Source organism: Kitasatospora sp. GAS1066B (genome assembly GCF_041262605.1).
Classification (GTDB): domain Bacteria; phylum Actinomycetota; class Actinomycetes; order Streptomycetales; family Streptomycetaceae; genus Kitasatospora.
The window spans coordinates 155505-180284 of the sequence record NZ_JBGCCO010000006.1 but is presented as its reverse complement, the minus strand read 5'-3'; the positions used below and the strand labels follow the sequence as shown (position 1 = coordinate 180284).

Annotated in this window: 18 protein-coding genes and 2 tRNA genes; 9 read left to right on the top strand and 11 right to left on the bottom strand. The window is 72.9% G+C overall.

What is annotated here, in order from left to right; translation table 11 throughout:
* Positions 1–70: 70 nt before the first annotated feature.
* Together ABH937_RS08680 and ABH937_RS08675 are read right to left on the bottom strand one after the other, a co-directional pair.
* A tRNA-Asn gene (locus tag ABH937_RS08680) sits at positions 71–143 on the bottom strand.
* A 50-nt stretch (positions 144–193) separates the two neighbouring features.
* A tRNA-Asn gene (locus tag ABH937_RS08675) sits at positions 194–266 on the bottom strand.
* 242 nt (positions 267–508) lie between these two features.
* On the opposite strand from ABH937_RS08675, the gene ABH937_RS08670 reads away from it, so the two are divergent.
* The 3 genes from ABH937_RS08670 (at position 509) to ABH937_RS08660 (ending at position 3876) form a co-directional block, all read left to right on the top strand.
* Positions 509–802, top strand: a complete 294-nt coding sequence (locus tag ABH937_RS08670) for a hypothetical protein (protein WP_280690289.1) — start codon at positions 509–511, stop codon at positions 800–802.
* A gap of 192 nt (positions 803–994) precedes the next feature.
* Positions 995–2431, top strand: coding sequence for an FGGY family carbohydrate kinase (locus ABH937_RS08665; protein WP_280690290.1), 1437 nt, complete (start codon positions 995–997; stop codon positions 2429–2431).
* A 38-nt stretch (positions 2432–2469) separates the two neighbouring features.
* Positions 2470–3876 (top strand): glutamate decarboxylase, encoded by a 1407-nt coding sequence (locus tag ABH937_RS08660; protein WP_280690291.1) that lies wholly within the window; start codon positions 2470–2472, stop codon positions 3874–3876.
* Between the two features lie 28 nt (positions 3877–3904).
* Here the strand turns inward: ABH937_RS08660 and ABH937_RS08655 are convergent, their stop codons facing one another.
* The 3 genes from ABH937_RS08655 to ABH937_RS08645 all read right to left on the bottom strand — a co-directional run bounded on the left by ABH937_RS08655 (position 3905) and on the right by ABH937_RS08645 (position 8252).
* Entirely contained in the window at positions 3905–4978 is a 1074-nt protein-coding gene (locus ABH937_RS08655; RefSeq protein ID WP_370217761.1) for an RNA polymerase sigma factor, read from the bottom strand.
* 82 nt (positions 4979–5060) lie between these two features.
* Positions 5061–6965: a DNA primase gene (dnaG, locus tag ABH937_RS08650; RefSeq protein ID WP_370217760.1), complete on the bottom strand. Its 1905-nt coding sequence runs from the start codon at positions 6963–6965 to the stop codon at positions 5061–5063.
* Positions 6966–6974: 9 nt separating this feature from the next.
* Positions 6975–8252 (bottom strand): deoxyguanosinetriphosphate triphosphohydrolase, encoded by a 1278-nt coding sequence (locus ABH937_RS08645; protein WP_280690429.1) that lies wholly within the window; start codon positions 8250–8252, stop codon positions 6975–6977.
* Positions 8253–8438: 186 nt separating this feature from the next.
* On the opposite strand from ABH937_RS08645, the gene ABH937_RS08640 reads away from it, so the two are divergent.
* The 4 genes from ABH937_RS08640 (at position 8439) to ABH937_RS08625 (ending at position 14334) form a co-directional block, all read left to right on the top strand.
* Entirely contained in the window at positions 8439–9035 is a 597-nt protein-coding gene (locus tag ABH937_RS08640) for a helix-turn-helix domain-containing protein (RefSeq protein ID WP_280690294.1), read from the top strand.
* Complete coding sequence (locus ABH937_RS08635) at positions 9032–10339, top strand: MFS transporter (protein WP_370217759.1); 1308 nt, start codon at positions 9032–9034, stop codon at positions 10337–10339. The genes ABH937_RS08640 and ABH937_RS08635 overlap by 4 nt, the downstream gene beginning before the upstream one ends.
* 189 nt (positions 10340–10528) lie before the next feature.
* Positions 10529–10987 carry a hypothetical protein gene (locus ABH937_RS08630; protein WP_280690296.1) on the top strand — a complete coding sequence of 153 codons (459 nt, stop codon included), beginning with the start codon at positions 10529–10531 and terminating at the stop codon, positions 10985–10987.
* On the top strand, positions 10984–14334 hold the full coding sequence (locus ABH937_RS08625) for a tetratricopeptide repeat protein (protein WP_370217758.1): 3351 nt from the start codon (positions 10984–10986) through the stop codon (positions 14332–14334). The genes ABH937_RS08630 and ABH937_RS08625 overlap by 4 nt, the downstream gene beginning before the upstream one ends.
* Positions 14335–14523: 189 nt before the next feature.
* On the opposite strand, the gene ABH937_RS08620 is transcribed toward ABH937_RS08625, so the two are convergent.
* A complete protein-coding gene (locus ABH937_RS08620) occupies positions 14524–15504 on the bottom strand; it encodes an SGNH/GDSL hydrolase family protein (RefSeq protein WP_370217757.1) in 981 nt (326 codons plus the stop codon).
* Between the two features lie 24 nt (positions 15505–15528).
* Positions 15529–16476 (bottom strand): PAC2 family protein, encoded by a 948-nt coding sequence (locus ABH937_RS08615; protein ID WP_280690299.1) that lies wholly within the window; start codon positions 16474–16476, stop codon positions 15529–15531.
* Positions 16477–17158: 682 nt separating this feature from the next.
* Between ABH937_RS08615 and ABH937_RS08610 the strand changes: the two genes are divergently transcribed.
* Entirely contained in the window at positions 17159–17902 is a 744-nt protein-coding gene (locus ABH937_RS08610) for a GNAT family protein (protein WP_280690300.1), read from the top strand.
* Positions 17903–18038: 136 nt separating this feature from the next.
* The gene (locus tag ABH937_RS08605; protein WP_370217755.1) at positions 18039–19043 is read left to right on the top strand and encodes a hypothetical protein; all 1005 of its coding nucleotides are present in this window, start codon (positions 18039–18041) and stop codon (positions 19041–19043) included.
* A gap of 220 nt (positions 19044–19263) precedes the next feature.
* Here the strand turns inward: ABH937_RS08605 and ABH937_RS08600 are convergent, their stop codons facing one another.
* From ABH937_RS08600 to dusB, 4 genes are all read right to left on the bottom strand, one after another.
* Complete coding sequence (locus tag ABH937_RS08600; protein WP_280690302.1) at positions 19264–19590, bottom strand: transcriptional regulator; 327 nt, start codon at positions 19588–19590, stop codon at positions 19264–19266.
* The gene (locus tag ABH937_RS08595; RefSeq protein WP_370217754.1) at positions 19587–20099 is read right to left on the bottom strand and encodes a hypothetical protein; all 513 of its coding nucleotides are present in this window, start codon (positions 20097–20099) and stop codon (positions 19587–19589) included. The genes ABH937_RS08600 and ABH937_RS08595 overlap by 4 nt, the downstream gene beginning before the upstream one ends.
* A gap of 201 nt (positions 20100–20300) precedes the next feature.
* On the bottom strand, positions 20301–23009 hold the full coding sequence (gene ppdK / locus ABH937_RS08590) for a pyruvate, phosphate dikinase (RefSeq protein ID WP_280690304.1): 2709 nt from the start codon (positions 23007–23009) through the stop codon (positions 20301–20303).
* Between the two features lie 562 nt (positions 23010–23571).
* Complete coding sequence (gene dusB, locus ABH937_RS08585; RefSeq protein WP_280690305.1) at positions 23572–24756, bottom strand: tRNA dihydrouridine synthase DusB; 1185 nt, start codon at positions 24754–24756, stop codon at positions 23572–23574.
* Positions 24757–24780 lie beyond the last annotated feature (24 nt).

Sequence of the window (24780 nt, the reverse complement as noted above, 5' to 3'; positions counted from 1 at the left end):
GCGGGCCGGTCGGCGGGCGGCGCCGGGAACGACGAACGCCCCCCGGCGGACCGGAGGGCGTCGAAGCCTGCTCCCCCAATTGGACTCGAACCAATAACCTGCCGATTAACAGTCGGCTGCTCTGCCAATTGAGCTATGGGGGATCACTGTGCCAGGCATCGTGTGCCGGTTGGTCCCGGCCCACTCACCTGCGCTCCCGCAATTGGACTCGAACCAATAACCTGCCGATTAACAGTCGGCTGCTCTGCCAATTGAGCTATGCGGGATTGAGTTGTCGCGGCGCACCCTGTCAGGTGCTCGCTGCGGGACATACATTAGCGCATCCAGGGGGGTGGTCCGCCAATCGCTTTCCCGGGCGGGCAACGCCGCGCCCCGCCCCGCTCGGCGCGCCCGACGCGCCGGGCGTGCTCCGGCCGGGGATGCTGAGGGATGCGCCGGGCGGTTCGCCGCGCGGCTGGACGGGTAGGGCATCGCGGCAAGCGCCGCATGAAGAGGGTGGAGGCCGAAGATGTGGAAGCTGTCGTTCGTCGCGGGGGCCGCGGCCGGCTACGTCCTGGGAGCCCGGGCCGGCCGGCAGCGTTACGAGCAGATCGCCGCCGGCGCGCGCAAGGTCGCCGAGCACCCGGTGGTGCGCGACGCCACCCAGCGGGCGAAGGACTCGGCCGGCTCGGCGGCGGGCCGGGCGGTGGACGCGGTCACCGGGAAGGTGGGCGAGAAGCTGCCGCACGCGCTCTCCGACCGGGTCCCGTACCTGAGCCGCAAGCGGAGCGAGGACGACAGCTGGGGGACGGTGCGCCCGTAGTTCCGGTCCACCCGCCGGCCCGCGCCGGCGGCGACGCTCACGCCAACCGGGCCGATCCGAGCCGGGCCGATCACTGGCAGGCCGGTCACTGGCGGGCACCGAAAGATACCGGTGGGTAACAGCGGTACCGAGTGGGCAACACTTGCCGCGCGCGACCGGGCGAGCGGCCCGGCCTGCGGCATGATCTCTCCCATGGCCATCGTCGCGGGCATCGACAGCTCTACCCTTCGCACCCGGATCGTCGCGTGTGACGCGGACACCGGGGCCGTGCTGCGCTCGGGCAAGGCACCGCATCCGGCCTCCGAGGCCTCGCAGAGCCGCGCCACCGAGGCGGACCCGCAGTCCTGGCTGCACTCGCTGGGCGAGGCGGCCACCGGCGGTCTGCTCGAAGGCGTGCGGGCCATCGGGGTCGCCGCCCAGCAGCACAGCATGATCGGGCTGGACGCGGGCGGGGTGCTGGTCCGCCCGGCGATGCTCTGGACCGACCCGCGTTCCTCGGGCGCCGCGGCCGCGCTGGTGGACGCCCTCGGCGGCCCGGCCGCCTGGACCGAGGCGATCGGCGCGGTGCCCGCCGCCACCTACACCATCGCCAAGCTGCGCTGGCTGGCCGAGTTCGAGCCGGCCAACGCCCGCCGGATCGCCGAGGTGCTGCTGCCGCACGACTGGCTGGTCTGGCAGCTGCTCGGCCACCCGCAGCGGCGCACCACCGACCGCGGCGACGCCTCGGGCACCGGCTACTGGTCGCCGATCACCGGCGAGTACCGGCAGGACCTGGTCAAGCTGGCGCTCGGGCACGAACTGCTGCGGCTGCCCGAGGTGCTCGGCCCGAACGAGCCCGCCGGACACACTCCCGAGGGCCTGCTGATCTCGGCCGGCACCGGCGACAACATGGCCGCCGCGCTGGGGCTGGGCCTGGTGCCGGGCGACGCGGTGGTCTCGCTCGGCTCCTTCGGGACCATCTTCGCGGTGCACGACCAGCCGGTGGTGGACCCGACCGGCATCGTCTCCTCCTTCGCCGACGCCACCGGACACCACCTGCCGATGGTCGGCACGCTCAACGCGGCGCAGGTGCTGCGTTCGACGGCCAACCTGCTCGGCCGTGACCTGGAGGGCCTGAGCGAGCTGGCGCTGCGCTCCTCGCCCGGCGCCTACGGGATGGTGCTGCTGCCCTACCTGGCGGGTGAACGCACGCCCCAACTGCCGAACGCCGCCGGCACCCTGACCGGCCTTCGGGCCGAGTCGATGACGCCCGAACACCTGGCCCGCGCGGCCGTGGAGGGCATGCTCTGCAACATCGCGGACGCGCTGGACGCGCTGCGCGCCCGCGGTGTGCAGGTGAATCGGGTGGTGCTGCTCGGCACGGTCGGCCGGCTCGCGGCGGTGCGCGAGATCGCCCCGCTGATCTTCGGGATCCCCGTCCTGATCCCACCGCCCGGCGACCACGCGGCCCGCGGTGCGGCCCGGCAGGCCGCCTGGGCACTGGCCGGCACGCCCGAGCCGCCGCAGTGGCGGCTGCCCGAGGTGCAGACCATCGAACCCGACCCGGATCAGCCGTTCGGCGCCGCGATTCGCCGACAGTACGGCGTGGTCCGTGACCAGACGCATCCGGAGATCGCCGAGATGGCCTAGCGTGGAAGCCCTGGCTTCTCGTCGAAGGGTTCTGAGGCATGGCGCTGCACCACGGCACGAGCGCGGATCACCGACTGACCGTCAACGCCCTGCTGGGTGAGGCCGATCCGCTCGGGGCGATGCGCATGGCCCCGCCCAAGCACCGGCTGCACCACGCGCCGCTGGCGCCGCGGATCGCCTACCAGCTGATCCACGACGAGCTGATGCTGGACGGCAACGCCAAGCTCAATCTGGCCACCTTCGTGACCACCCAGATGGAGCCCGAGGCGGACCGGCTGATGCTCGAGTGCGCCGACAAGAACATGATCGACAAGGACGAGTACCCGCAGACCGCCGAGCTGGAGCGGCGCTGCGTGGCGATCCTGTCCGACCTGTGGCACGCGCCGGATCCGAACGAGGCGGTGGGCTGCTCCACCACCGGCTCCAGCGAGGCCTGCATGCTGGCCGGCCTGGCGCTCAAGCGCCGCTGGATGCGCCGCAACCAGGCACGCTACGACGCCGGGGCCCGGCCCAACATCGTGATGGGCGCCAACGTCCAGGTCTGCTGGGAGAAGTTCGCCAACTTCTGGGAGGTGGAGTGCCGGCTCGCGCCGATGGAGGGTGAGCGGTACCACCTGGACGCCGAATCCGCGCTGGCGCTCTGCGACGAGAACACCATCGGCGTGGTGGCCGTGCTGGGCTCCACCTTCGACGGCTCCTACGAGCCGGTCGCCGAGATCTGCGCGGCACTGGACGACCTGCAGCAGCGCACCGGTCTGGACATCCCGGTGCACGTGGACGGCGCCTCGGGCGCGATGGTGGCGCCGTTCCTCGATCCCGAGCTGGTCTGGGACTTCCGGCTGCCCCGGGTCGCCTCGATCAACACCTCGGGCCACAAGTACGGCCTGGTCTACCCCGGCGTCGGCTGGGCGCTGTGGCGGGACCAGGACGCGCTGCCGCAGGAGCTGGTCTTCAAGGTCAACTACCTGGGCGGCGACATGCCGACCTTCGCGCTCAACTTCTCCCGCCCCGGCGCCGAGGTGGTCGCGCAGTACTACACCTTCCTGCGGCTGGGCCGCGAGGGCTACCGCGCGGTGCAGCAGTCCTGCCGCACCGTGGCCCGCCACCTGGCCGCCGGGATCGAGAAGTTGGGCGCGTTCCGGCTGATCACCCGGGGTGACCAGCTGCCGGTCTTCGCCTTCACGGTGGCCGACCACGTGACCGCCTTCGACGTCTTCGACGTCTCCCGGCGGCTGCGCGAGCGCGGCTGGCAGGTGCCCGCCTACACCTTCCCGGACAACCGCACCGATCTGTCGGTGCTGCGGGTGGTCTGCCGCAACGGTTTCACCACCGACCTGGCGGACCTGCTGCTCTCCGACCTGACCCACCTGCTGCCCGAACTGCAGGGCCAGCCGGGGCCGTTGCAGGACCGCGGGGTCGAGCCGAAGAGCGCCTTCCACCACTGACGCACCGTCAGCTCCGCCAGTCTGCCGGTCAGTCGAGGTAGCCGCGCAGCTGGTCGGCGAAGGCGTGGTCGCGCAGCTTGGCCAGGGTCTTGGACTCGATCTGGCGGATCCGCTCCCGGGTCACCCCGAAGAGCGAGCCGATCTCCTCCAGGGTGCGCGGCCGCCCGTCGGCGAGCCCGTAGCGCAGTTCGACCACCTTGCGCTCGCGCTCGCCGAGGGTGGCCAGCACCGCCTCCAGGTGCTCGCGCAGCAGCAGGAAGGCGGCGCTCTCGACCGGCGAGGCGGCGTCGGCGTCCTCGATCAGGTCGCCGAGCGCCACGTCCTCCTCCGCGCCGATAGGGGTGTGCAGCGAGACCGGCTCCTGGGCCAGCCGCAACACCTCGCGCACCCGGGTCTCGGTCAGCTCCAGGACCAGCCCGACCTCGGCCGCGGTGGGTTCGCTGCCGCGCTCCTGGAGCAGTCGGCGCTGTACCCGCAGCACCCGGTTGATCAGCTCCACCACGTGCACCGGCACCCGGATGGTGCGGGCCTGGTCGGCCAGGGCCCGGCTCATCGCCTGCCGGATCCACCAGGTCGCGTAGGTGGAGAACTTGTAGCCGCGGGTGTAGTCGAACTTCTCGACCGCCCGGATCAGGCCGAGGTTGCCCTCCTGGACCAGGTCGAGCATGGTCAGCCCGCGGCCGACGAAGCGCTTGGCGACCGAGACCACCAGGCGCAGGTTGGCCTCGATCAGCCGGCGCTTGGCGATCCGACCGAGCACCACCAGCTGGTCGAGATCGTCCGCCAGCCGGTCCTCCGGCAGGCCGTGCTCGCTCAGGTACTGCTCGGCGAAGAGGCCCGCCTCGACCTGCCGGGCCAGCTCCACCTCCTCGGCGGCGGTGAGCAGCCGGATCCGCCCGATCTCGCGCAGGTACTGGCGGAACAGGTCGGCGGCCGGTCCGCTCGGCTCGTCCAGCAGGACCAGCGGGGCCGCGGCGTCGAGTTCCTCGGGCGGGGGGCCGACCGCTTCGGGGTCGACTGCCCCGGGGTCGTCCAGCTCGAGCTCGGCAGGCTCCGGCGCCGCGGCGGGCGGTGCGTCCTCGGGCGCTCTGACGATCTCCAAAGGGGCCCACCTCCACGGGCGCGCACGCCCGAACACCGAGGGACTGAGACCCTTTCAGTGTGGGGTACGCCACACCTGGGCGCTACAGCCCGGCAGTGCCGCGGGTCTTCAGGTTGTCGTCGTACTGCTGCAGCGCCCACAGCTCCTGCTGCACCGGGGCCAACTGCTCGGCCGTGGCCCGGTTTCCGAGGCGCTGGAGCTGGGCACGGACCTCGTCGACCCGGCGCTTGACGGCGGCCCGGCGCAGGTTGACCAGGAAGTCCCCCGCGTAGATGGCGTCCGGCTTGCGCCGGGTGCGGATCGGCTCGACCGTCAACTCGGTGACCAGCAAGCGGACCTGCTCGTTCTCGGCGGCCTCCTGGACCAGGTCGATGAAGTTCGGCACGGCGGCGCCGTAGCCGGTGCCGCCGGCCTTGCCGATGGCCCGGCGGACCGCCGCGTACGGCGGGGTCGGGAACTCGTCCTCGCCGTACTGGTCGAACGCGGGGCTGACCAACTCCGGATTTTGCAGCGCCAGTTTGAGCAGTTCACGCTCGACGATCAGGGATCGGTCGTTCGGATCGAGCCGGAACGCGGGGCGGGCGACCGGCGCCTGCTGCTGCGGCTCGATCCGGCGCGGCTGCGCCGAGCGGCCCTGCTGCGGGGAGTCGCGCTGCCAGCGGGCGATCTGGCCGACCCGGCGGACCACGAACTGCTCGTCCAGGATGCCGAGCAGGCCGGCGAGTTGGACGGCGTACTCGTGCCGGATCGACGGGTCCTTGATCTTGGCGACGATCGGCGCCGCCTCCTCCAGCGCGGCGGCCCGGCCCTCGGCCGCGTCCACTCGATGCCGGGCGACGGTGCTGCGCAGCGCGAACTCGAAGAGCGGCACCGGGTTGGCGATCAGCTCGCGCACCGCGTCATCGCCCTGGGCCAGGCGCAGTTCGCAGGGGTCCATGCCGCCGGGGGTGATCGCGATCGAGGTGCGGGCGGCGAACTTCTGGTCGTCCTCGAAGGCGCGCAGTGCGGCCTTCTGGCCGGCCGCGTCGCCGTCGAAGGTGAAGACGGTCTCGCCCCGGTAGGAGGAGGTGTCCATCAGCAGCCGACGAATGATCTTGATGTGGTCCTCGGCGAAGGCGGTGCCGCAGGTGGCCACCGCCGTGGTGACACCGGCCAGGTGACAGGCCATCACATCCGTGTAGCCCTCGACCACCACCGCGCGCCCGGTCTTGGCGATCTCCTTCTTGGCGAGGTCGATGCCGTAGAGCACGTGCGACTTCTTGTAGATCGGCGTCTCGGGCGTGTTGAGGTACTTGGGCCCGTTGTCGTCCTCGCGCAGCCGGCGCGCGCCGAAGCCGACCACCTCGCCGGCCGCGTCCCGGATCGGCCAGACCAGCCGGCCGCGGAAGCGGTCGATCAACCCACCGCGCTGGCCCTGCGAGGCCAGACCGCCCTGGAGGATCTCCTTGTCGGTGAAGCCCTTGCCGCGCAGGTAGCGGACCAGGTGCTCCCAGCCGGCCGGCGCGTAGCCGACGCCGAAGTGGGCGGCGGCCTCGGCGTCGAACCCGCGCTCGGCGAGGAAGGCGCGGCCGATCTCGCCCTCGGGCGTCTCCAGCTGCTCCCGGTACCAGGCGGCGGCCACCTTGTGCGCCTCGACCAGCCGGGTCCGCTCGCCCTGCTGCCCGCGCGAGGAGTAGCCGCCCTCCTCGTAGCGGAGCGTGATGTTGGCCTGGGCGGCCATCCGCTCCACGGCCTCGGCGAAGGAGAAGTGCTCGATCTTCATCAGGAAGGAGATCGTGTCGCCGCTCTCCTGGCAGCCGAAGCAGTGGAAGACGCCCTTGCTCGGACTGACGTAGAAGGAGGCGGACTTCTCGTCGTGGAACGGGCAGACGCCCTTCAGCTGACCGCCGCCCCCGTTGGTCAGCTGTACATAATCGCCGACGACCACGTCGATGGGCAGCGCGCTGCGCACCGCCTGCACATCTTCATCCCTGATCCGTCCCGCCACCCCGGAAGTCTACGGCTTCGACCCGGAAACCAACCGGCCGTGCCAGGCCAGCGCCGAAGCGTCGGTCAGGGTGGCGATCTGATCGATCACCGCCCGCAGTGCCGCGCGGTCGTCAGTGGCCTCGGCGTACTGGGCGGCGAAGACCGGGTCCAGCTCGGCCGGGTCGCCGGCCGCCAGCAGCTCGGCCAGCTCCGCGATCACGATTCGTTGCCGGGCTCGCAGCTGGGCCTGCTCGTCGCGCTGCATCACATAGCGGACCGCGACCGCCTTGAGCACCGCGCACTCCAGCCGGACCTCGGTGGGGACCACCAGCTCGGCGGCGTACCGGGTCAGCGGCCCTGGGCCGTAGCGGGCCCGGGTGGCCTGCTCGGCGGCCAGGCAGAACCGGCCGATCAGCTGGCTGGTGAGGTCCTTGAGGCCGGCCCGGTCGCGTGGCGAGCCGTCGTAGCCGCCGGGCCACCACTCCTGGGCCTGCAGCCGGTCCAGGGCCGCGCCGAACTCCTCGGGCTCGGCCAGCGGTGCGTACCGTTCGGCGACCTTGAACAGTTCGGCCCGCTCGCTCGGGCTACGCAGCGCGGCCGGGTGGATGTGCCCCGCGTACAGGCCGTCCTCGACGTCGTGGGTGGAGTAGGCGACGTCGTCGGACCAGTCCATCACGGTGGCCTCGAAGCACTTGCGGCCCTGCGGGGTGCCCTGCCGGAGCCAGCGGAAGACCGGCAGGTCGTCGCCGTAGACGCCGAACTTGGCGGACTTCGGTTCGCTGGGGTGGCCGCCGCGCGCCCAGGGGTACTTGGTGGCGGCGTCCAGCGCGGCCCGGGTCAGGTTGAGGCCCACGCTGCGACCCGGCCACGGGGCCAGCCGGGCGGGCGCCTCGTCCGACGGGGCGAAGCGCTTGGGCTCCAGCCTGGTCAGGATGCGCAGCGACTGGGCGTTGCCCTCGAAGCCGCCGCAGGCCTCGGCGGCCTGGTCCAACGCCTGCTCGCCGGTGTGGCCGAACGGCGGGTGGCCGATGTCGTGGGCCAGGCAGGCGGTCTCCACCAGATCCGGGTCGCAACCCAGCGCGGCACCCAACTCCCGCCCCACCTGGGCGCATTCGAGCGAGTGGGTGAGCCGGGTGCGGGGGAAGTCGCTGCGCATGGGGGCGACCACCTGGGTGGTGCCGGCCAGCCGGCGCAGCGCGGCGGAGTGCAGCACGCGGGCGCGGTCGCGCTGGAAGGCGGTGCGCCCCGGCCGCTTGTCGGGCTCGGGCACCCAGCGGGTCTGGGCGGCCTCGTCGTAGCAGGGCATGTCGTAGCGGGGCACGTCGTATTGGGGGACGTCGTATTGGGGCACATCGTATCGATCGTCGCTCATATAGCAGTCACCGTACGCCGCCGCCATGACGGTTCGGGCGCAGCGCGCATGGCGATGTTGCAGAGAATTCTCTGCAGACTTCTCTATGCAGAGAGTCCTCTGCACGTTAGAGTCCTCCGCATGAGCAACGAGCACCCTCCCTCCTCCCGGACCGTCGATCCGCGCAGCCTGCGGGCGCTGGCCCACCCGCTGCGGATGCGGATCCTGGACCTGCTCGGCGACCACGGCCCGAGCACCTCGGCCCGGCTCGCCGAGCAACTCGGCGAGAACACCGGGACGGTCAGCTGGCACCTGCGCCACCTCGCCGAGCACGGCTACATCGAGGAGGAGGAGGGGCGCGGCACCAAGCGCGAGCGCTGGTGGCGGCGCAAGGACCGCACCCTGGTGCTCAACACCGGCGAGCTGCAGGAGGACCTGCAGACCCGTGAGGCGATGGACGTCTACCGCCGGCACTACCTGGAGCGGACCTTCCAGCGGGCCGCCCGGGCGCTCGCCGTGCGCCCCACCGGCGACTGGGTCGGCGCCGGGAACATGTCCGACTGGGGCGACGTGCGGATGACGCCGGATCAGCTCCGGGCGCTCGGCGCCGAGCTGATGGCGGTGATCCAGCGGCACGTCCCCGATCCCGAGGCGCCGGTGCCTGCCGAGGCGCAGCCCGTCCTGATCCAGCTCCAGGTCCTGCCCGTACTGCCGCTGCCCGCCGAGGAGTCCGAGTGAAGCTCTCGACCGCCCCCGCTGCCCCGTCCACCGCCCAGGCCGAGCCGCGCCGCAGCCTGCTGCGCCGCCACCGCGACTTCCGGCTGCTCTTCGTCGGCGAGGTGGCCGGCAAGTACGGCGCCTCGGTGACCGGCCTCGCGTTACCGCTGATCGCCGTCACCCGCCTGCACGCCGGCGCCTTCCTGGTCAGCACGCTGCCCGCTGCCACCTGGCTCCCCTGGCTGCTGATCGGCCTGCCGGTCGGCGCCTGGGTGGACCGGATGAGCCGCCGGGCCGTGATGCTGGCCTCCGCCGCCGCCTCGCTGCTGCTCTACCTGACCATCCCGATCGCCGCCGCGCTGGGCCTGTTGAGCTACCTCCAACTGCTGGTCGTGGCACTCCTCGCGGGCACCAGCACCGTCTTCTTCCAGACCGCCTACACCGCCTACCTGCCCAGTCTGGTGACCGAACCCGACCGCGCCGAGGGAAACGCCAAGCTGCAGGGCAGCGCCTCGGCCGCCCAGATCGTCGGCCTGGGCTCGGGCGGCACCCTCGCGCAGCTCTTCGGCGCGGTCGACAGCCTGCTGGCGAACACCCTGACCTTCGCGGTCTCGCTGCTCTGCACCGCCTCGATCAAGCAGCGCGAGCAGTTGCCCCCGGCGGTCGAGCGCGAGCGGCGGACCCTGCTCGCCGAGGTCGGCGAGGGCCTGCGGATCGTCGTCCGGGACCGCTGGCTGCGCAGCTTCCTGCTCTACGGCGCCACCGCCAACCTGGCGCTGACCGCCTACCAGTCGATCCAGGTGGTCTTCCTGCTGGACCGCGCCCACCTGCCGGCGAGCGCGCTCGGCACCCTGATCGGCGCCGCGAGCGTCGGCGGCGTGCTGGGCGCCCTGGTGGCCCGCCGGGTCGGCGCGGCGATCGGCACGGCCCGCGCGATGCTGCTCTTCCTGCTCGGGCTGCCCTCGCTGGTCCTGCTCATCCCGCTGACCGGCAACGGCGCCGGCGTGCTCTGCTACCTGGTCGGCGGGGCCGCCGTGTCGGGCGGCGTGGTGGCGGGCAACGTGCTGCGCGCCACCTTCACCCAGGGCTACGTCCCCGCCGAACTGCTCGGTCGGATCAGCGCCAGCAGCGCGTTCCTCAACTACAGCCTGATCCCGCTCGGCGCCCTGCTCGGCGGTGCTCTGGCCGGCGGGCTCGGTGTCCTGCCCGCGATGTGGCTGACCTGCGCGGCGCTGCCACTGGCGGCGCTGATCCTCTGGTTCTCGCCGCTGCGCCGCTACCGCGACCTGCCCACCGGGTCCGTCGCGCGGGCCGCGGCCGCCTGAACCACCGGCCCTGGCGGCCCTCGACCGGCTGCGCGGGGGCACCCGAACTCCCGCTCTGGGCCTGCCCCTCGCGCTGGACGGTCAGGACCGGTGCCGGGGCACCGGACTCGGCGAACGCCTGCGATCCGGGCGCCGGAGCGCGATGATTCGCAGTGTCGCAACCATCCCTGGACTGACCGAGGGGGCCTGATGTCCGACCTGCACGAAGCACAACAGCTCGTCGAAACCCTGGCCTTGACCGGCGCCACCACCGTGGCGGCCGCGATGGGCACCGACGCCTGGCAGGCCACCCGGGGCTGGACGGCCAGGCTGTTCCACCGGCGCGGCCACGACCTCGGCGAGGTCGAGCGCCAACTGGACAACGACGCGGCCCTGGTGACGGGCGGGGAGGCCGACGCGGCCCGCTCGGAGCTGGTCGCGCCCTGGCGGCGCCGGCTGCTGGCCCTGCTGCGCGAGGACCCGCAGGCCGTCGAGGACCTCCAGGAGCTGATCGACCTGGTCCGCGACCGCCTGCCGGCCGCCGCCCCCGGCATGACGCAGAACGTCACGGCCTCCGGCCACGCGATCGTCAACGTGGTGCAGGGCGGCGATCAGCACAACCGGTTCATGGATACCCCGCGCCGGGCGGAGGGCGGGGCCACCGCGTGAGCCAGGGCCCGGCGCCGCAGGGCATCGTCTTCACCCAGAACATCACCGCCTCGGGCGGTCGGGTGAACGCGGTCCAGCACGGCGACCAGTACAACTACATCTACCGTGCCGAGCCGCCCTACCGGGTCGAGCCTTTCCCGCTCGGGCGCCCGACCGCTCCCGCGCCCGGCCTGGCACGGGTCCCCAGCCGGCTGCTGACGGCCCGGCACCAGGTCGTCCCGTTCTTCCCGCGACCGGAGCTGGAGCTGCTGGCCGCCTGGCGCGACGACCCGTCGCCGGGCCTGACGGTGCGTCTGCTGCACGCCGAGGGCGGGCGGGGCAAGACCCGGCTGGCCGCCGAGTTCGCCGCGTGCTCGGTGCGGGCCGGATGGACGGTGGCGCAGGCGCGGCACCGCAGCGAGGTGGCCTCGGCCGGCGGCGGGGACCAGAGTCTGACGGTGCGTCATCCCGGCCTGGTGCTGGTGGTCGACTACGCGGAGCGCTGGCCGCTGGCGGACCTGCTCACCCTGGTGCGCCAGCACCGGGAGGCGGCCCGCGACCGGCTGCGGGTCCTGCTGCTGTCCCGCCCGGCGGGCGACTGGTGGCAGGGCCTGGCCCACCAGTTGGCCAAGCTCGACATCTTCGACGCCGCTGCCGTCCCGCTGGCGCCGCTGCCGGACGACGCCCGGGTGCGCGGCGGGATCTACGCCTCGGCCCGGGACAGCTTCGGCGGGGCGCTCGACCTGCCGGACCCCGCCGGCCTGGGCGTGCCCGACGGACTCGACGACCCGCAGTTCGCGCTGACCCTGGCCGTGCACATGAAAGCACTGGTGGACGTGGACGCGGCGCGCCGCGGCGTGCTGCCGCCGGCCGGCCGGGACCAGGCAGCGCTCTCCTCGTACCTGCTGGACCGCGAGCACGACCACTGGCGCGCCTCGCACGACGGGACGCGCGGTCCGCTGCGCACCGGCGAGGGAGCGCTGCGCCGCGCGGTCTACCTCGCCACCCTCACCCGCCCGCTGCCGGCCGCCGAGGCGGCCGCGGCGCTCACCCGTACCGATGCGCTCCCCAGGGCTGACCCGGCGAGCGTGGCGGCGGCCGTGGCCGACCACGCCCGCTGCTACCCGCCGCAGGACCCCGGCCTGGTCTTCGAGGCCCTGTCGCCCGACCGGCTGGCCGAGGACTTCCTCGCCCTCACGCTGCCCGGCCGCGAGGAGTCGACCGGCTACCACGCGACCGACTCCTGGGCCGCGGGTGCCCCGGCGCTGCTGCTCGACCAGCCCGCCGACGGCACGCCGCCCGCCCTGACCCGGCAGGTGCTCACCATGGTGATCGAGGCCGCCCACCGCTGGCCGCACCTGCTGCACACCCAGCTGGTGCCGCTGCTGCTCGCCCGCCCCGCACTGGCGCCGGCTGCCGGGGGCGCCGCGCTGCTGCGCCTGTGCGAGCTGGACGAGTTGCCGGGCACCGTCCTGGAGCGGATCCGGCCGTGCCTGCCGCACCAGCGCCACGTCGAACTCGACCTCGCCGTCGCGGTGTTCACCAGGCGGCTGATCCAGCACCGGTTCGCCACCACAACGGTCGCCCCCGCGGAGCGGGCGGAGCTGTTGAGGATCCTCGCCGGGCGGTACGGCAACGCCGGCCTGCTCACCGAGGCCCTGGCCCCGGCGCGGGAGTCCGTCGCGCTCTACCGGGACCTCGCCGCGAGCGATCCCGGACACCTGGCGGACCTGGCGACGGCGCTCAACAGCCTGGCCGCCGCGGCGAACAGCGCGGGCCGCTACCAGGAGGCTCGGGCACCGCTGGAGGAGGCCGTCGCGCTGCACCGACAACTCGCCGGGGCCGACCCCGCCGGACAGCTGCCGGATCTCGCCAGGGCCCTGAACAACCTGGGGCTCCAGCTGCTGCGCACCGGCGGGGCCGCCGAGTCGGTGCCGCCGACGGTGGAATCGGTGGGCACCTACGAGCAGTTGGCGGCGGCCGACCCCGAACGGTACCTGCCGGAGCTGGCCACGGCACTGACCGGTCTGAGCAACAGCCTCTCCGAGTCCGGCCGGACCGAGGAGGGGCTGGCGGCCGGCGAGCGGGCCGCGGACCTCTACCGCCGGCTGTCGCAGGCCGACCCGGACCGGCACCTGCCGGACCTGGCGATGACCGTGATCAACCGCGGCCTGCGGCTGATGAACGCGCAGCGGCTCGACGAGGCGCTGCCCGCCTGCGAGGAGGCGGTGGCCCTCCAGCAGCGGCTGGCCCGGGTCAACCCCGCCGCCCATCGCGCCCAACTGGCGGTGGCCTGGGACAACCTGGGCAACCTGTTCGCCCGGCTGCAGCGGCGGCCGGACGCGCTGGCGGCGACCCGGGAGGCACTGGCGATCCGCGAGGAGCTGGCCGCCGCCGACCCGTTGCTCCACCTGCCGGGCCTGGCCAAGTCGCTGACCAACCTCAGCATCCGCCTCTCCCAGCTGGACGGCAGCGACGCCGACGGCAGCCCGTTCGACGGGCTCGCGCCCGCGCAGCGGGCGGTGAGCCTGTTCCGCCCGCTGGCCCAGGGCAATCCCGCCCACCTGCCCGACTTCGCGACCGCGCTCTTCACCCTCGGCCACTGGCACGCCTGGCGCCGCGAGCACGAAGAAGCGCTGGCAGCGACCGAGGAGGAGCTGGCCGTGCGCCGACGACTGGTCGCGGCGGACCAGGCCGCGCACCGGCAGCGGCTGGCCGAGGCCCTGCGGACCGCCGGTCAGCGGCTCGTCCGCGCGGGCCGGGTGGCGGCGTCCTTCCAGCCGCTGGCCGAGGAGACCGCAGTGCGCACCGCGGCCGCGGCCGCCGGGTCGAAGGCCGAATTCGCCCGGCTGCACAGCTGTGTGGCGATGTACGGCCTGCACCTGGTCGAGGCCGGGCGAGCACCGGAGGCACTGCGGGTGACCGCCCTCGCCCTCGGTGCCCTGCGCACCGCCGTCAACGACGACCGGGCCGCCCACCGGCCCGAAATCGCGCGCGGCATGGTCCTGCTCGGCCTGCGGCTCGCCCAGGACGGCCGGTTGGACCAGGCGCTCCTGATGACGCGTCAGGGCACCCAGGCACTCACCCGCTTCGCCCAGGCCGACCGGCGGGCCTGCCTCGCCGACTGCGCCCACGGTTTGAAGGCGTTCGCCCTGGTGCGACTGCGAGCGGGAGTGGAACTCCCCGACGCGCTGGAGGCGAGCGGCTCCGCCCTGCGCGCTTCCCGGCTGCTGGCACCCGGGGAACTGAGCGGCGACCACCTCTTCCCCGGCCTGCCCGACTTCCCGACCGTCCACGCCGCCGCCCTGGAAGCCCTGGGCCACACCGAGCAGGCCGCCACCGTCCGCCGCGAACACGCTGCCCACTGAAACGCGCAGGGAGCGCCGGCCGGTCAAGGAGTCGGAGGAGCCGTAGCGGGCCGCACGCCGAAGCCCGGGCGCCGCGCGGGGCGGGGCCGGGCTTCGCGCTGCGGGTCAGACGACGGGCGGCGGCCTGACCCTCCGGCCCGCTCCGCCGACGGTCCGTCAGCCGCCAGTCAGTCGCCCCTCAGCGGCCCCTCAGCCGCCCCGGACGGCCCGCAGCACCGCCGCGGCCATCCCCTGCTGCCCGGCGGCGTTCGGGTGCAGCGGTGCCCGCCCGTGGGCGGGGAACGGCGGCTCGATCCACCGGGCGTCCGGCCCGGCGCACATGTCGTGGCCGAGCGAGGGGGCATAGGTGTCCACGTAGCCCGCGCTGGCCGCCGTCGCCCGCTGGCGCAGCACCTCGTTCAGCCGCTGCTCCTGCGTGGCGAGGAAGGACAGGTCGCCGGGGGTCACGGTGTTGCCCAGCACCGGGGCGCAGGTGGCCGGGTCGGCCGGCAGCAGCGCCGGGTACCCGACCACGTACACCTTGGCCCGCGGCGCCCGCCGCGTGACCTCGGCCAGCACCGCCGCCACCCGCTGCCCGACGGTGTCCAGCACGCCGGTCAGCTTGTCACTGCCGTCGGCGGCGGTATACGCGGCCTGGCAGGGCGCGTTGCTGGCCTTGTCGGGGTCGACCCACTTGAGCGCCGTGTTCGCCAGCCCGTCCTCGGCGCACTGCTTGACCACCGTCATGAAGTCCGCGTCATTGCCGCCGATACCGACCGTGACCAGCCGGGTGTCCGCGGTCAGCGCGTCCAGCTGCGGCGGGTTGGGGCCGCCGGTCACCCGCTGGGCGTCCGTCAGATCGGCCGTGGTGGCGCTGGAACAGCTGACGTCGGTGAACCGGCCGGGCGCTAGCTTCAGCCCTGCCGCCACCAGCGAGGGGTAGTTCGCCGCCGAGCGGCCACAGCCCTTGGGACCGCCGCTGGTCGGGTCGACCTGTAAGCCGGCGGTGTAGGAGTCACCGAGCGCCGCGTACGGGCCGGTCGGTAACGCGGCCGCACTGGGCGAGGCCGAGACGCTGGGCCGAGACGCCGCCCGCTCCCCCGGCGTCGCGCCGCCCGAGCAGCCGACGATGAGCGCCAGCGGCGCTGCCAGTACCGTCACCAATCCGGTGCCCCGCGTCACCCCACGCATCGACCCCCACCCCCCGGCGGCACGCTACTCCGCCCCGCGCTCGTGCTCTGCCAGGAACTCCTCGAAGCGGCGCCCCAACTCTTCGGCCGAGGGCAGGTCGGCGGCCTCGGCGAGCAGGCTCTCGCGGCCCTCGGCGCCGGCCACCGCGTCGTACTGGCCCTCCATGCCGCGGATCGCCGAACGCAGCTCGTCGTCGCCCTGGGCCAGCTGCTCCTCGATGTCGGCGTAGACCTCGCCGACGTGCTCACGCAGCTCGTTGCCGGGCAGCACCAGGCCGGTGGCGGACTGGACGGCCTCCAGGATCAGCACGGCGGCGGCCGGATAGGCCGACCGCGCCACGTAGTGCGGCACGTGCACCGCGAAGCCGAGCACGTCGCGGCCCGCCTCGGCCAGCCGGTACTCGACCAGTGCCTGGGCGCTGCCCGGCACCTGCGCCTTCTCGAACCACTGCGGGTACCCGCCGGCCAGGTCCAGCCGGTTGCCGTGCGGGGTCAGGCCGACCGGACGGGTGTGCGGCACGCCCATCGGGATGCCGTGGAAATCCACCGCCAGGCGCACGCCCAACCGCTCCGCCAGCTTGCCGACGGCGGCCGCGAAGGCGTCCCACTCGACGTCCGGCTCCGGGCCGGTGAGCACCAGGAACGGCGCGCCGGCGGCGTCCGTGACCAGCTGGAGCAGGATCTGCGGCGGCTCGTAGGAGACCCAGCTCTCCCGGTCGAAGGTCATCGCGGGGCGGCGTGCGCGGTAGTCCACCAGGCGGTCGTGGTCGAACCGGGCGACCACCTGCGGGCTGCCCTCGGCCAGCAGATGGGCCATCACCTGGCCGCCGGCCTCGCCCGCGTCCATGAAGCCCTCGAAGTGGTAGAGCAGCACCAGGCCGGCCTCGGCCGTGGAGGTCGCGGCGGCCTTGGCAGCCGCCACCGCTGCCACGCCCTGCGGCTCAAGCTCGTACAGCTCCTCGGGATCACGCACCGCGCACCCAACCGTTTCTCGTCGTCGGTCCTACCTGTCCGGCCGTACCGGTCCGGCAACAGCACCAGCGTGCCGCACGGCACTGACATTCCCGCCGACCGGAACGCACTCGAATCCTCTCACCTGCGACCACCCGCGCCGCTCGTCCGCGGCTCGAGCGCCCGGGGCCGTCGGCGCAGGTCAGCACGGCGAATCGGGGTCGAGGACTGGTCCTCGACGCGGCGCCGGGCGTAGCATCGGGACACTCGCGTCCCCCACCCGCGTGCCGCGAAGTGACGCACGGGGCCAAGCCGGGTATCGTCCTCTCGCTGCCTCGCATCATCGCGTCGTCGCCACGTCGTCCGTCACGCCGTGGGCCGCGGCCCGATCCATGTGCGGCCAGCCCCCTGATTCGCACCTTGCCTTCACTTGGCCGCCTGCTTCCCTTCGCGCCTTCGTTCCTTCTTCGGCCATCTCGCGGACGCACACTGTCCCCCCGCAACTCCCCGCCGGACCGGTCCATGAGAACCGTGCCCGCTCCGGCACCGCGCTGCCCGTTCCGGGCCGCCCCTCCCCCGTCGTACGACCGAGCTCCGGCGTACCCGAGGAGCGGCGGAGCCCCCGGCCGGGGCGATCTGCCCAGCCCGAACGCCCGCACCCTGGGCGCGAGGGTCCCTCCGACCGCCGAAGGACCGAAGGTTCCGTGCCAGCACCTGTCACCCTCACCGGCCGCACCGTTCGGCTGGAGCCCCTTTCCGAGCAGCACACCGAAGGGCTGGCCGCGGCCGCCGCCGCGGATCGGACCTCGTTCGGCTTCACCGCCGTCCCGCAGGGCCTGGACGGCGCCCGCGAGTTCATCGCCACCGCGCAGCGCGACATGGCGGCCGGCCGGTCGCTGGTCTTCGCCAGCGTGCGGGCGGCCGACGGCCTGGTGGTCGGCTCCACCCGGTTCCTGGAACTGGACTACTGGCAGGGCCCGGTGGTCTGGCCGCCGCTGCCCTCGGGCCCGATCGGCGACCCGGCCACCGCCGTGCCGGACGCCGCCGAGATCGGCCGCACCTGGCTCTCCGCGCACGCCCAGGGCACCGGCATCAACACCGAGGCCAAGCTGCTGATGCTCCGGCACGCCTTCGAGACCTGGGGCGTGCAGCGGATCTCGATGCGCGCCGACGCCCGCAACCTGCGCTCGCGCGCGGCGATCGAGCGGCTCGGGGCCACCTCGGAAGGCGTGCGGCGGGCCCACAGCCGCGGGCTGGACGGGGTGGTGCGCAGCACCGCGTTCTACTCGATCCTGGCCGAGGAGTGGCCCGCCGTGCGGGACATCATCGAGCTGCGGATCGCCGCCGCGATCGCGCCGAGCGCGCCCGAGCGGCGGCTGGACCGGGGCATGGGCCGCGAGCTCGACCAGGAGTGCGTCAGACACGCCGGCGCGCTGATCCCGGCCTGACCCTGACCCGACCGTCGCTGGAGCACGACTGGAGCACGACTGGAGCGTGGCCGGCGCCCGAGTCAACACGTGGTGGAGATGACCCCCTGAGGGGGATATTTCGCATACCCACGGTTCGGCTGGGCACCACCCCGCCATGACTCCCCTCGATTCCGTCCGGCTGCTCGGCGCCGACCAGCAGCACATCGTCACCCGCGCGCAGCTGATCGAGCACGGGGTCCCGTCCGGGACCATCGCGCATCGACTGCGCCCGGGTGGGCCCTGGCAGCGGGTGCTCCCGCGGGTGATCTGCCTGCAGAGCGGGCGGCTGACCGCGCATCAGCGCCTGCGCGCGGCGCTCAGCTACGCCGCGCCCAAGGGCGAGCGGCCACGCCCGGGCGCCGTCCTGCTCACCGGCCTGGCCGTGCTGGCCGATGCCGGGCTGACCGGCGCCGGGCACCCGTCGGACATCGAGGTGGTCGACGTGCTGATCCCGGCGGGGCGGCGGGTGGCGAGCCGGGACTTCGTCCGGGTGCACCGGGCCCCGGCCAGAGCCAGCGGACTACCGGCCGGCTTCGAACGGGACGACGGCCTGTGGAGCGTGGGCGTCGGGCGGGCGCTGGCCGACGTGGCACCGCATCTGACCAGCGGTAGACAGTTCCGGGCGCTCTGCGCGGAGGCGACGCAGCGGCGGTTGTGCGAGCGCGCCGATCTGCTCACCCGGCTGCTCGGCGGACCGTCGACCACCGCGGCACTGCCGCACGTGCAGCAGGTGGCCGACGAGCTGACCTGCGGCATCTACTCGATCGCGGAGAGCGAGGCCCGCGAACTCCTACGGCGCGGCGGCCTGCCGGAACCGCTGTGGAATCCGGTGCTGATGCTGGACGGACGGTTCCTGGCGATCCCGGACGCGTTCTGGCCGCAGGCCTGCGTGGCGCTGGAGATCGACTCGCGGGCCTGGCACCTGCGCCCGGCGGACTACGAGCGCACCCTGACCCGGGGCAACCGGCTGGCGGCGGCCCGACTACCGGTGGTCCGGGCCACCCCCCACCAGCTGCGCACCGACGCGGCGACCGTGCTGCGGGAGCTGCGCACCCTGCTCGCCACCGGCCCGCACGGGCCGTACCACCGGCTGAGCTGGGCGCGGCAGCGGATCGGCTAGGTCCTGCCGTCAAACCCCCTTCGTTCGCCCGCAGGGCGGCTTGGCGGCGTCAGGTGCGTGCTCTCGGCGTGCCGGGCGCGGGCCCTCGTACTGGGCGTACTCGGGCCTGCGCCCGGTGCGGCGAGAGTGCGTGCATGGCGTCGCCGAGCAGAAGGGGGTTTGACGACAGGACCTGGGCGTGTTTCATGATTCGCGCCGGCCGAGGACCCCTGACCAGGAGTCAGGGGGTCCCCCGCTGCTCGGCCGTCGCCGCGCCGGCGGCCGTGGCGACGGCGGCCAGCGCCTGCAGCGCGGCGAGGTGGGAGGTCAGGGCGGTGCGTCCGGTGCGGGTGGCGGCGAGCCAGGTGCGCGGGCGCTTGCCGACGTAGCCCTTCTTGACCGTCAGGTAGCCGGCCGCCTCGAGCGCGCTCGCCGCCTTGCTGAGCACCGAGTCGGAGACCTCGCAGTAGTCCCGCACCACGCCGAACTCGGCCTCGGTGCAGCCGCAGAGGAAGGCGAGCAGGGTCAACCGGGTCGGCAGCTGGAGCAGCGGATCGACGGTGTTCACGCGGCGGCCCGCTCCCCGCGGACCCGCCGGTTGGCCAGCAGCATCAGCGCCCAGAAGCCGAAGCCGCCGCCGACTCCCGCCCCGGCGCAGGCCGCCAGCTGGCCGCCGATCGGCCAGCAGGCCAGACCGACCACGCCCGCCACCGCGACGACCGCCGCCGTGCCGCCCCGGATGAAGCCGCGCCAGGCCCGGTTGTCGTCGAGCCGGCCGACCACGCCGGTGCTGCGCATGCCGAGCCTGGCCACCAGGCCCATCAGGGCGGCGAAGAGCAGGATGCCGGCGGGCAGCAGCCAGGTGAGGTGGTAGGCGCGGGAGATCCCGATGAGCGTGCCGTAACCCGCCAGGATCGCGCCGAAAGTCGGCCCGTACCAGCCGGGCAGCAGCCGCGGTCGGTGGGCGGCGACGTTCGCGCGCTCGGCGAGCGCGAGGGCCTCGGCGGGATCGAGGGCCCGGGCAGAATCAGCTGGCTCGGCGGGCTCGGCGGAATGAAGGACGGAATCGCTGGTCATGGTGCTCCCCCTGGGTGTGGACTTCTTTTCCAGGATGGCACCTACTTTCCAATTTGGAAAGTACTTTCAGCATGCATAACGGCGCGAGGCCGGGGCGGGAACGGACGCCATTGTCCGTTCCCGCCCCGGCCTCAGTACGTCCGGCGGTTCTCCTGCGCCGAGCACCGCCGGACGCCCCTCCCCGCTGGAGGGGGGCACGGGTCAGCGAGAGTCGCTGCCCGCAGTCTCGAGGGCGGCGCGGCCGGCTTCCAGGCGCGCCACCGGGATCCGGAACGGCGAGCAGGAGACGTAGTCCAGGCCCGCCTCGTGGAAGAAGTGCACCGACTCCGGGTCGCCGCCGTGCTCGCCGCAGACGCCGAGCTTCAGGTCGGGACGGGTGGCCCGGCCCTCCTTGACGGCGTGCTTGACCAGCGCGCCGACGCCGTCGCGGTCGATGGTCTCGAACGGGGAGACCCCGAAGATGCCCTTCTCCAGGTAGGCCGTGAAGAACGAGGCCTCCACGTCGTCCCGGGAGAAGCCCCAGACCGTCTGGGTGAGGTCGTTCGTTCCGAAGGAGAAGAACTCGGCCGCCTCGGCGATCTGACCGGCCGTCACGGCGGCCCGCGGAAGTTCGATCATGGTACCGAGCTTGATGTCCAGCTTGACGCCGGTCGAAACGGCGACCTCGGCGAGCACCCGCTCACACTCGTCCCGGACGATCTCCAGCTCCTGGACGGTGCCGACCAGCGGGATCATCACCTCGGGGCGCGGGTCACCGCCGGCCAGCTTGCGCTCGGCGGCCGCCTCGGCGATCGCCCGCACCTGCATGCCGAACAGGCCGGGGATGACCAGGCCCAGGCGCACACCGCGCAGGCCCAGCATCGGGTTCTGCTCGTGCAGCTTGTGCACCGCCTGGAGCAGGCGCAGGTCGTTCTCGTTCGGGTCCTTGCGGGCCTCGGCGAGCGCGACGCGCACCGACAGCTCGGTGATGTCGGGCAGGAACTCGTGCAGCGGCGGGTCCAGCAGGCGGACCGTGACGGGCAGTCCGTCCATCGACTGGAAGAGCTCGACGAAGTCGCCCTTCTGCAGCGGCAGCAGGGTGGAGAGCGCCTGCTCCCGGTCCTTGTCGTTGTCCGCCAGGATCAGGTGCTCGACCTCCTTGCGGCGCTCCTCACCGAGGAACATGTGCTCGGTGCGGCACAGGCCGATGCCCTGGGCGCCGTAGCGGCGGGCCCGGTTGGCGTCCTCGGCGTTGTCGGCGTTGGCCCGCACGGCCAGCCGGCGGCGTACGTCGGCGTGCGACATCAGCCGGTGCACGGCCTGCACCAGGCCGCCCTGGATGTCGGCGCCGGCGTGCAGGGTGCCCTCGAAGTACTCGACCACCGGGGACGGCAGCACCGGCACCTCGCCGATGTAGACCTTGCCGGAGGCGCCGTCGATGGAGACGACCTCGCCCTCCTCGATCACCAGACCGTCGGAGGTGGTCATCTTGCGGCGCTTGGTGTCGACCTCGAGGTCCTCGGCGCCGCAGACGCAGGTCTTGCCCATGCCGCGGGCCACCACGGCGGCGTGCGAGGTCTTGCCACCGCGCGAGGTCAGGATGCCCTCGGCGGCGATCATGCCGTCCAGGTCGTCCGGGTTGGTCTCGCGGCGGACCAGGATGACCTTCTCGCCGGAGCGCGACCACTTGACGGCGGTGTAGGAGTCGAAGACCACCTTGCCGATCGCGGCGCCGGGCGAGGCGGCCAGGCCCCAGGCGATCTGCTTGGAGTCAGGCTGCGGGGCGAAGCGCGGGAACATCAGCTGGGCCAGCTGGCCGCCGGTCACCCGGTGCAGCGCCTCGTCCAGGTCGATCAGGCCCTGGTCGACCAGCTGGACGGCGATCCGGAAGGCGGCCGCGGCGGTGCGCTTGCCGATCCGGGTCTGCAGCATCCAGAGCTTGCCGCGCTCGATGGTGAACTCGATGTCGCACAGGTCGCGGTAGTGCAGCTCGAGCTTGTGCATGATCGCCATCAGCTCGTCGTAGGACTTCTTGTCCAGCTGCTCCAGGTCCGCGAGCGTCAGGGTGTTGCGGATGCCGGCCACCACGTCCTCGCCCTGGGCGTTGGAGAGGTAGTCGCCGTAGACGCCGACCGCGCCGGTGGAGGGGTCGCGGGTGAAGGCGACGCCGGTGCCGGAGTCCTCGCCGAGGTTGCCGAAGACCATGGTGCAGACGTTGACCGCGGTGCCCAGGTCGTTCGGGATCCGCTCCTGGCGGCGGTAGAGCCGGGCCCGGTCGCCGTTCCAGGAGTGGAAGACGGCGTGGATGGCCAGGTCCATCTGCTCGCGCGGGTCCTGCGGGAAGGCCCGCCCGGTCTCGCGCTGCACGATGGCCTTGAAGGTCTCGACCAGTACCTGGAGGTCGGAAGCGTCCAGGTCCAGGTCGTTGACGGTGCCCTTGGCGTGCTTGGCCTGCTCCAGGGCGTCCTCGAAGAGCTCGCCGTCCACGCCGAGCACGGTCTTGCCGAACATCTGGACCAGGCGCCGGTAGGAGTCCCAGGCGAACCGCTCGTTGCCGGACTGGGCCGCGAGGCCGGCCACCGAGGCGTCGGACAGGCCGATGTTCAGGACGGTGTCCATCATGCCGGGCATGGAGAACTTGGCCCCGGAGCGGACCGAGACCAGCAGCGGGTTGTCGGCCTGGCCGAGCTTCTTGCCCATCTGCGCCTCGAGCGCGGACAGGTGCTCGCCGACCTCCTGGTTGAGCGAGGCGGGCTCCGCGCCGGTCTCCAGGAAGACCTTGCAGGCCTCGGTGGTGAGGGTGAATCCGGGGGGCACCGGGAGCCCGAGGTTGGTCATCTCGGCCAGGTTCGCGCCCTTGCCACCCAGCAGGTCCTTGAGGTCCCTGTTTCCTTCGGTGAAGGAGTAAACAAACTTCTGCGTCGCCGCCACGGGTCGGTCTCCTCGCACGGGGTTGCCTGACGCCGGAGAACATACCCATTTCGAAGGCGATTGCGCGCCGTCGATAGGCCGTCCGATCCTGAGGACCGGTACCGACCCTCGGGATCAAATGCTTGTGAAGGCGTTCACCTCTGTTGCCGAAATCGTCCGGATGACGCTAGCGATCGTTCAAGTATTGAAGACACGGACACGCGAAGATCGCCTGGGCCGGACAGAGGGTAGTGGTGGATGGTCCACCGTGTTTCCCCGGCTTGATTTCCTGCAGCCAAGGGACGGATCGGCCCGAGCGCCCGTTCGGGAAGCGATTTGGACGCCGTGGCACTTTCCATGCCCCTGACGCGCCGTCAGTCACTCTTTGGTGTGGCAAGAGTCACGGACGCGACTCGCTCATCGTACGTATCGAAACTCGTCCATTCGTCGCCCAACGCGCCGTTTCGTGTGCTCTCAGTGATGACGATCTGCCAAAAGGGAGCCCTCTTGGCCAGATCGGCCAAGAGGGCCAGGACACCTCGTCCCAGGGCCCCGAGCGGGCGTTTTCGCCGCTCTGGATGAATCAGCCGCCGGAGCTGTCCGATTCGGCGTCAATGCTCGGTACGGCGCAGTCGTACGGATCGTCCAACCAGCCTTCCGGCAGGACCACCCGGCCGTTGCCGCTGGTGCGCCCGCGCGGGCCGTCGGCGCCGGCCGGCCAGCGCTGCTCCTGCTCGACCTCGGCGAGCAGCCCGGCCAGCTCGTCGAGCGAGCCTGCCATCGCCAGCTTGACCCGCAGCTGGGAGCCGACCGAGAAGCCCTTGGTGTACCAGGCGACGTGCTTGCGGAAGTCGACGACGCCGCGCTGCTCGTCCTTCATCCACCGGCCCAGCAGCTCGGCGTGGCGCAGCATGGTGGCGCCCACCTCGGCGAAGCTCGGGCGGACCGGGTCGGTGACGCCTTCGAAGACCGCGACCAGGTCCTTGAAGAGCCACGGCCGGCCCAGGCAGCCGCGGCCGACCACCACGCCGTCGCAGCCGGTCTCGCGCATCATCCGCACCGCGTCCGGCGCCGACCAGATGTCGCCGTTGCCGAGCACCGGCACCTGCGCGGGGACCGCCTCGCGCAGCCGGGCGATCGCCGACCAGTCCGCGGTGCCACCGTAGTGCTGGGAGGCGGTGCGGCCGTGCAGGGCGATCGCCGAGACGCCCTCCTCCGCGCCGATCCGGCCGGCGTCCAGGTAGGTGAGGTGGTCCTCGTCGATGCCCTTGCGCATCTTCATGGTGACCGGCAGCCCGCCCGCGCCCGCCACCGCCTCGCGCAGCAGCTCGCGCAGCAGGTTGCGCTTGTAGGGCAGCGCCGAGCCGCCGCCCTTGCGGGTCACCTTGGGGACCGGGCAGCCGAAGTTGAGGTCGATGTGGTCGGCCAGGTCCTCCTCCGCGATCATGCGGGCGGCCTTGCCGACGGTGGCCGGGTCCACGCCGTACAGCTGGATCGAGCGCGGCTGCTCGCTCGCATCGAAGTGGATCAGCTGCATGGTCTTGGCGTTGCGCTCGACCAGCGCCCGGGTGGTGATCATCTCGGAGACGAACAGGCCCTTGCCGCCCGACTGCTCGCGACAGAGCGTGCGGAACGGAGCGTTGGTGATCCCCGCCATCGGCGCGAGCACCACCGGCGGCCAGACCTGGAGCGGGCCGATCGACAGCGGCGCGAACTCGCCGGCGGAGGCTTCGGGAGCGGCTGCGGGTGCTTCGGGCGTGACGGTCATGCGCGGGCGGTCCTCGGCGGGAGC

Coding starts and splice junctions, on each gene's coding strand:
- ABH937_RS08645 (WP_280690429.1), bottom strand. CDS start 8,252: ATGCCCTGCTACGACGAGGCCGCCCAGACCCGCTGGGTGCCCGAGCCC.
- ABH937_RS08665 (WP_280690290.1), top strand. CDS start 995: ATGGCCATCGTCGCGGGCATCGACAGCTCTACCCTTCGCACCCGGATC.
- ABH937_RS08605 (WP_370217755.1), top strand. CDS start 18,039: ATGACTCCCCTCGATTCCGTCCGGCTGCTCGGCGCCGACCAGCAGCAC.
- ABH937_RS08630 (WP_280690296.1), top strand. CDS start 10,529: ATGTCCGACCTGCACGAAGCACAACAGCTCGTCGAAACCCTGGCCTTG.
- ABH937_RS08595 (WP_370217754.1), bottom strand. CDS start 20,099: ATGACCAGCGATTCCGTCCTTCATTCCGCCGAGCCCGCCGAGCCAGCT.
- ABH937_RS08640 (WP_280690294.1), top strand. CDS start 8,439: ATGAGCAACGAGCACCCTCCCTCCTCCCGGACCGTCGATCCGCGCAGC.
- dusB (WP_280690305.1), bottom strand. CDS start 24,756: ATGACCGTCACGCCCGAAGCACCCGCAGCCGCTCCCGAAGCCTCCGCC.
- ABH937_RS08670 (WP_280690289.1), top strand. CDS start 509: ATGTGGAAGCTGTCGTTCGTCGCGGGGGCCGCGGCCGGCTACGTCCTG.
- ABH937_RS08660 (WP_280690291.1), top strand. CDS start 2,470: ATGGCGCTGCACCACGGCACGAGCGCGGATCACCGACTGACCGTCAAC.
- ABH937_RS08620 (WP_370217757.1), bottom strand. CDS start 15,504: ATGCGTGGGGTGACGCGGGGCACCGGATTGGTGACGGTACTGGCAGCG.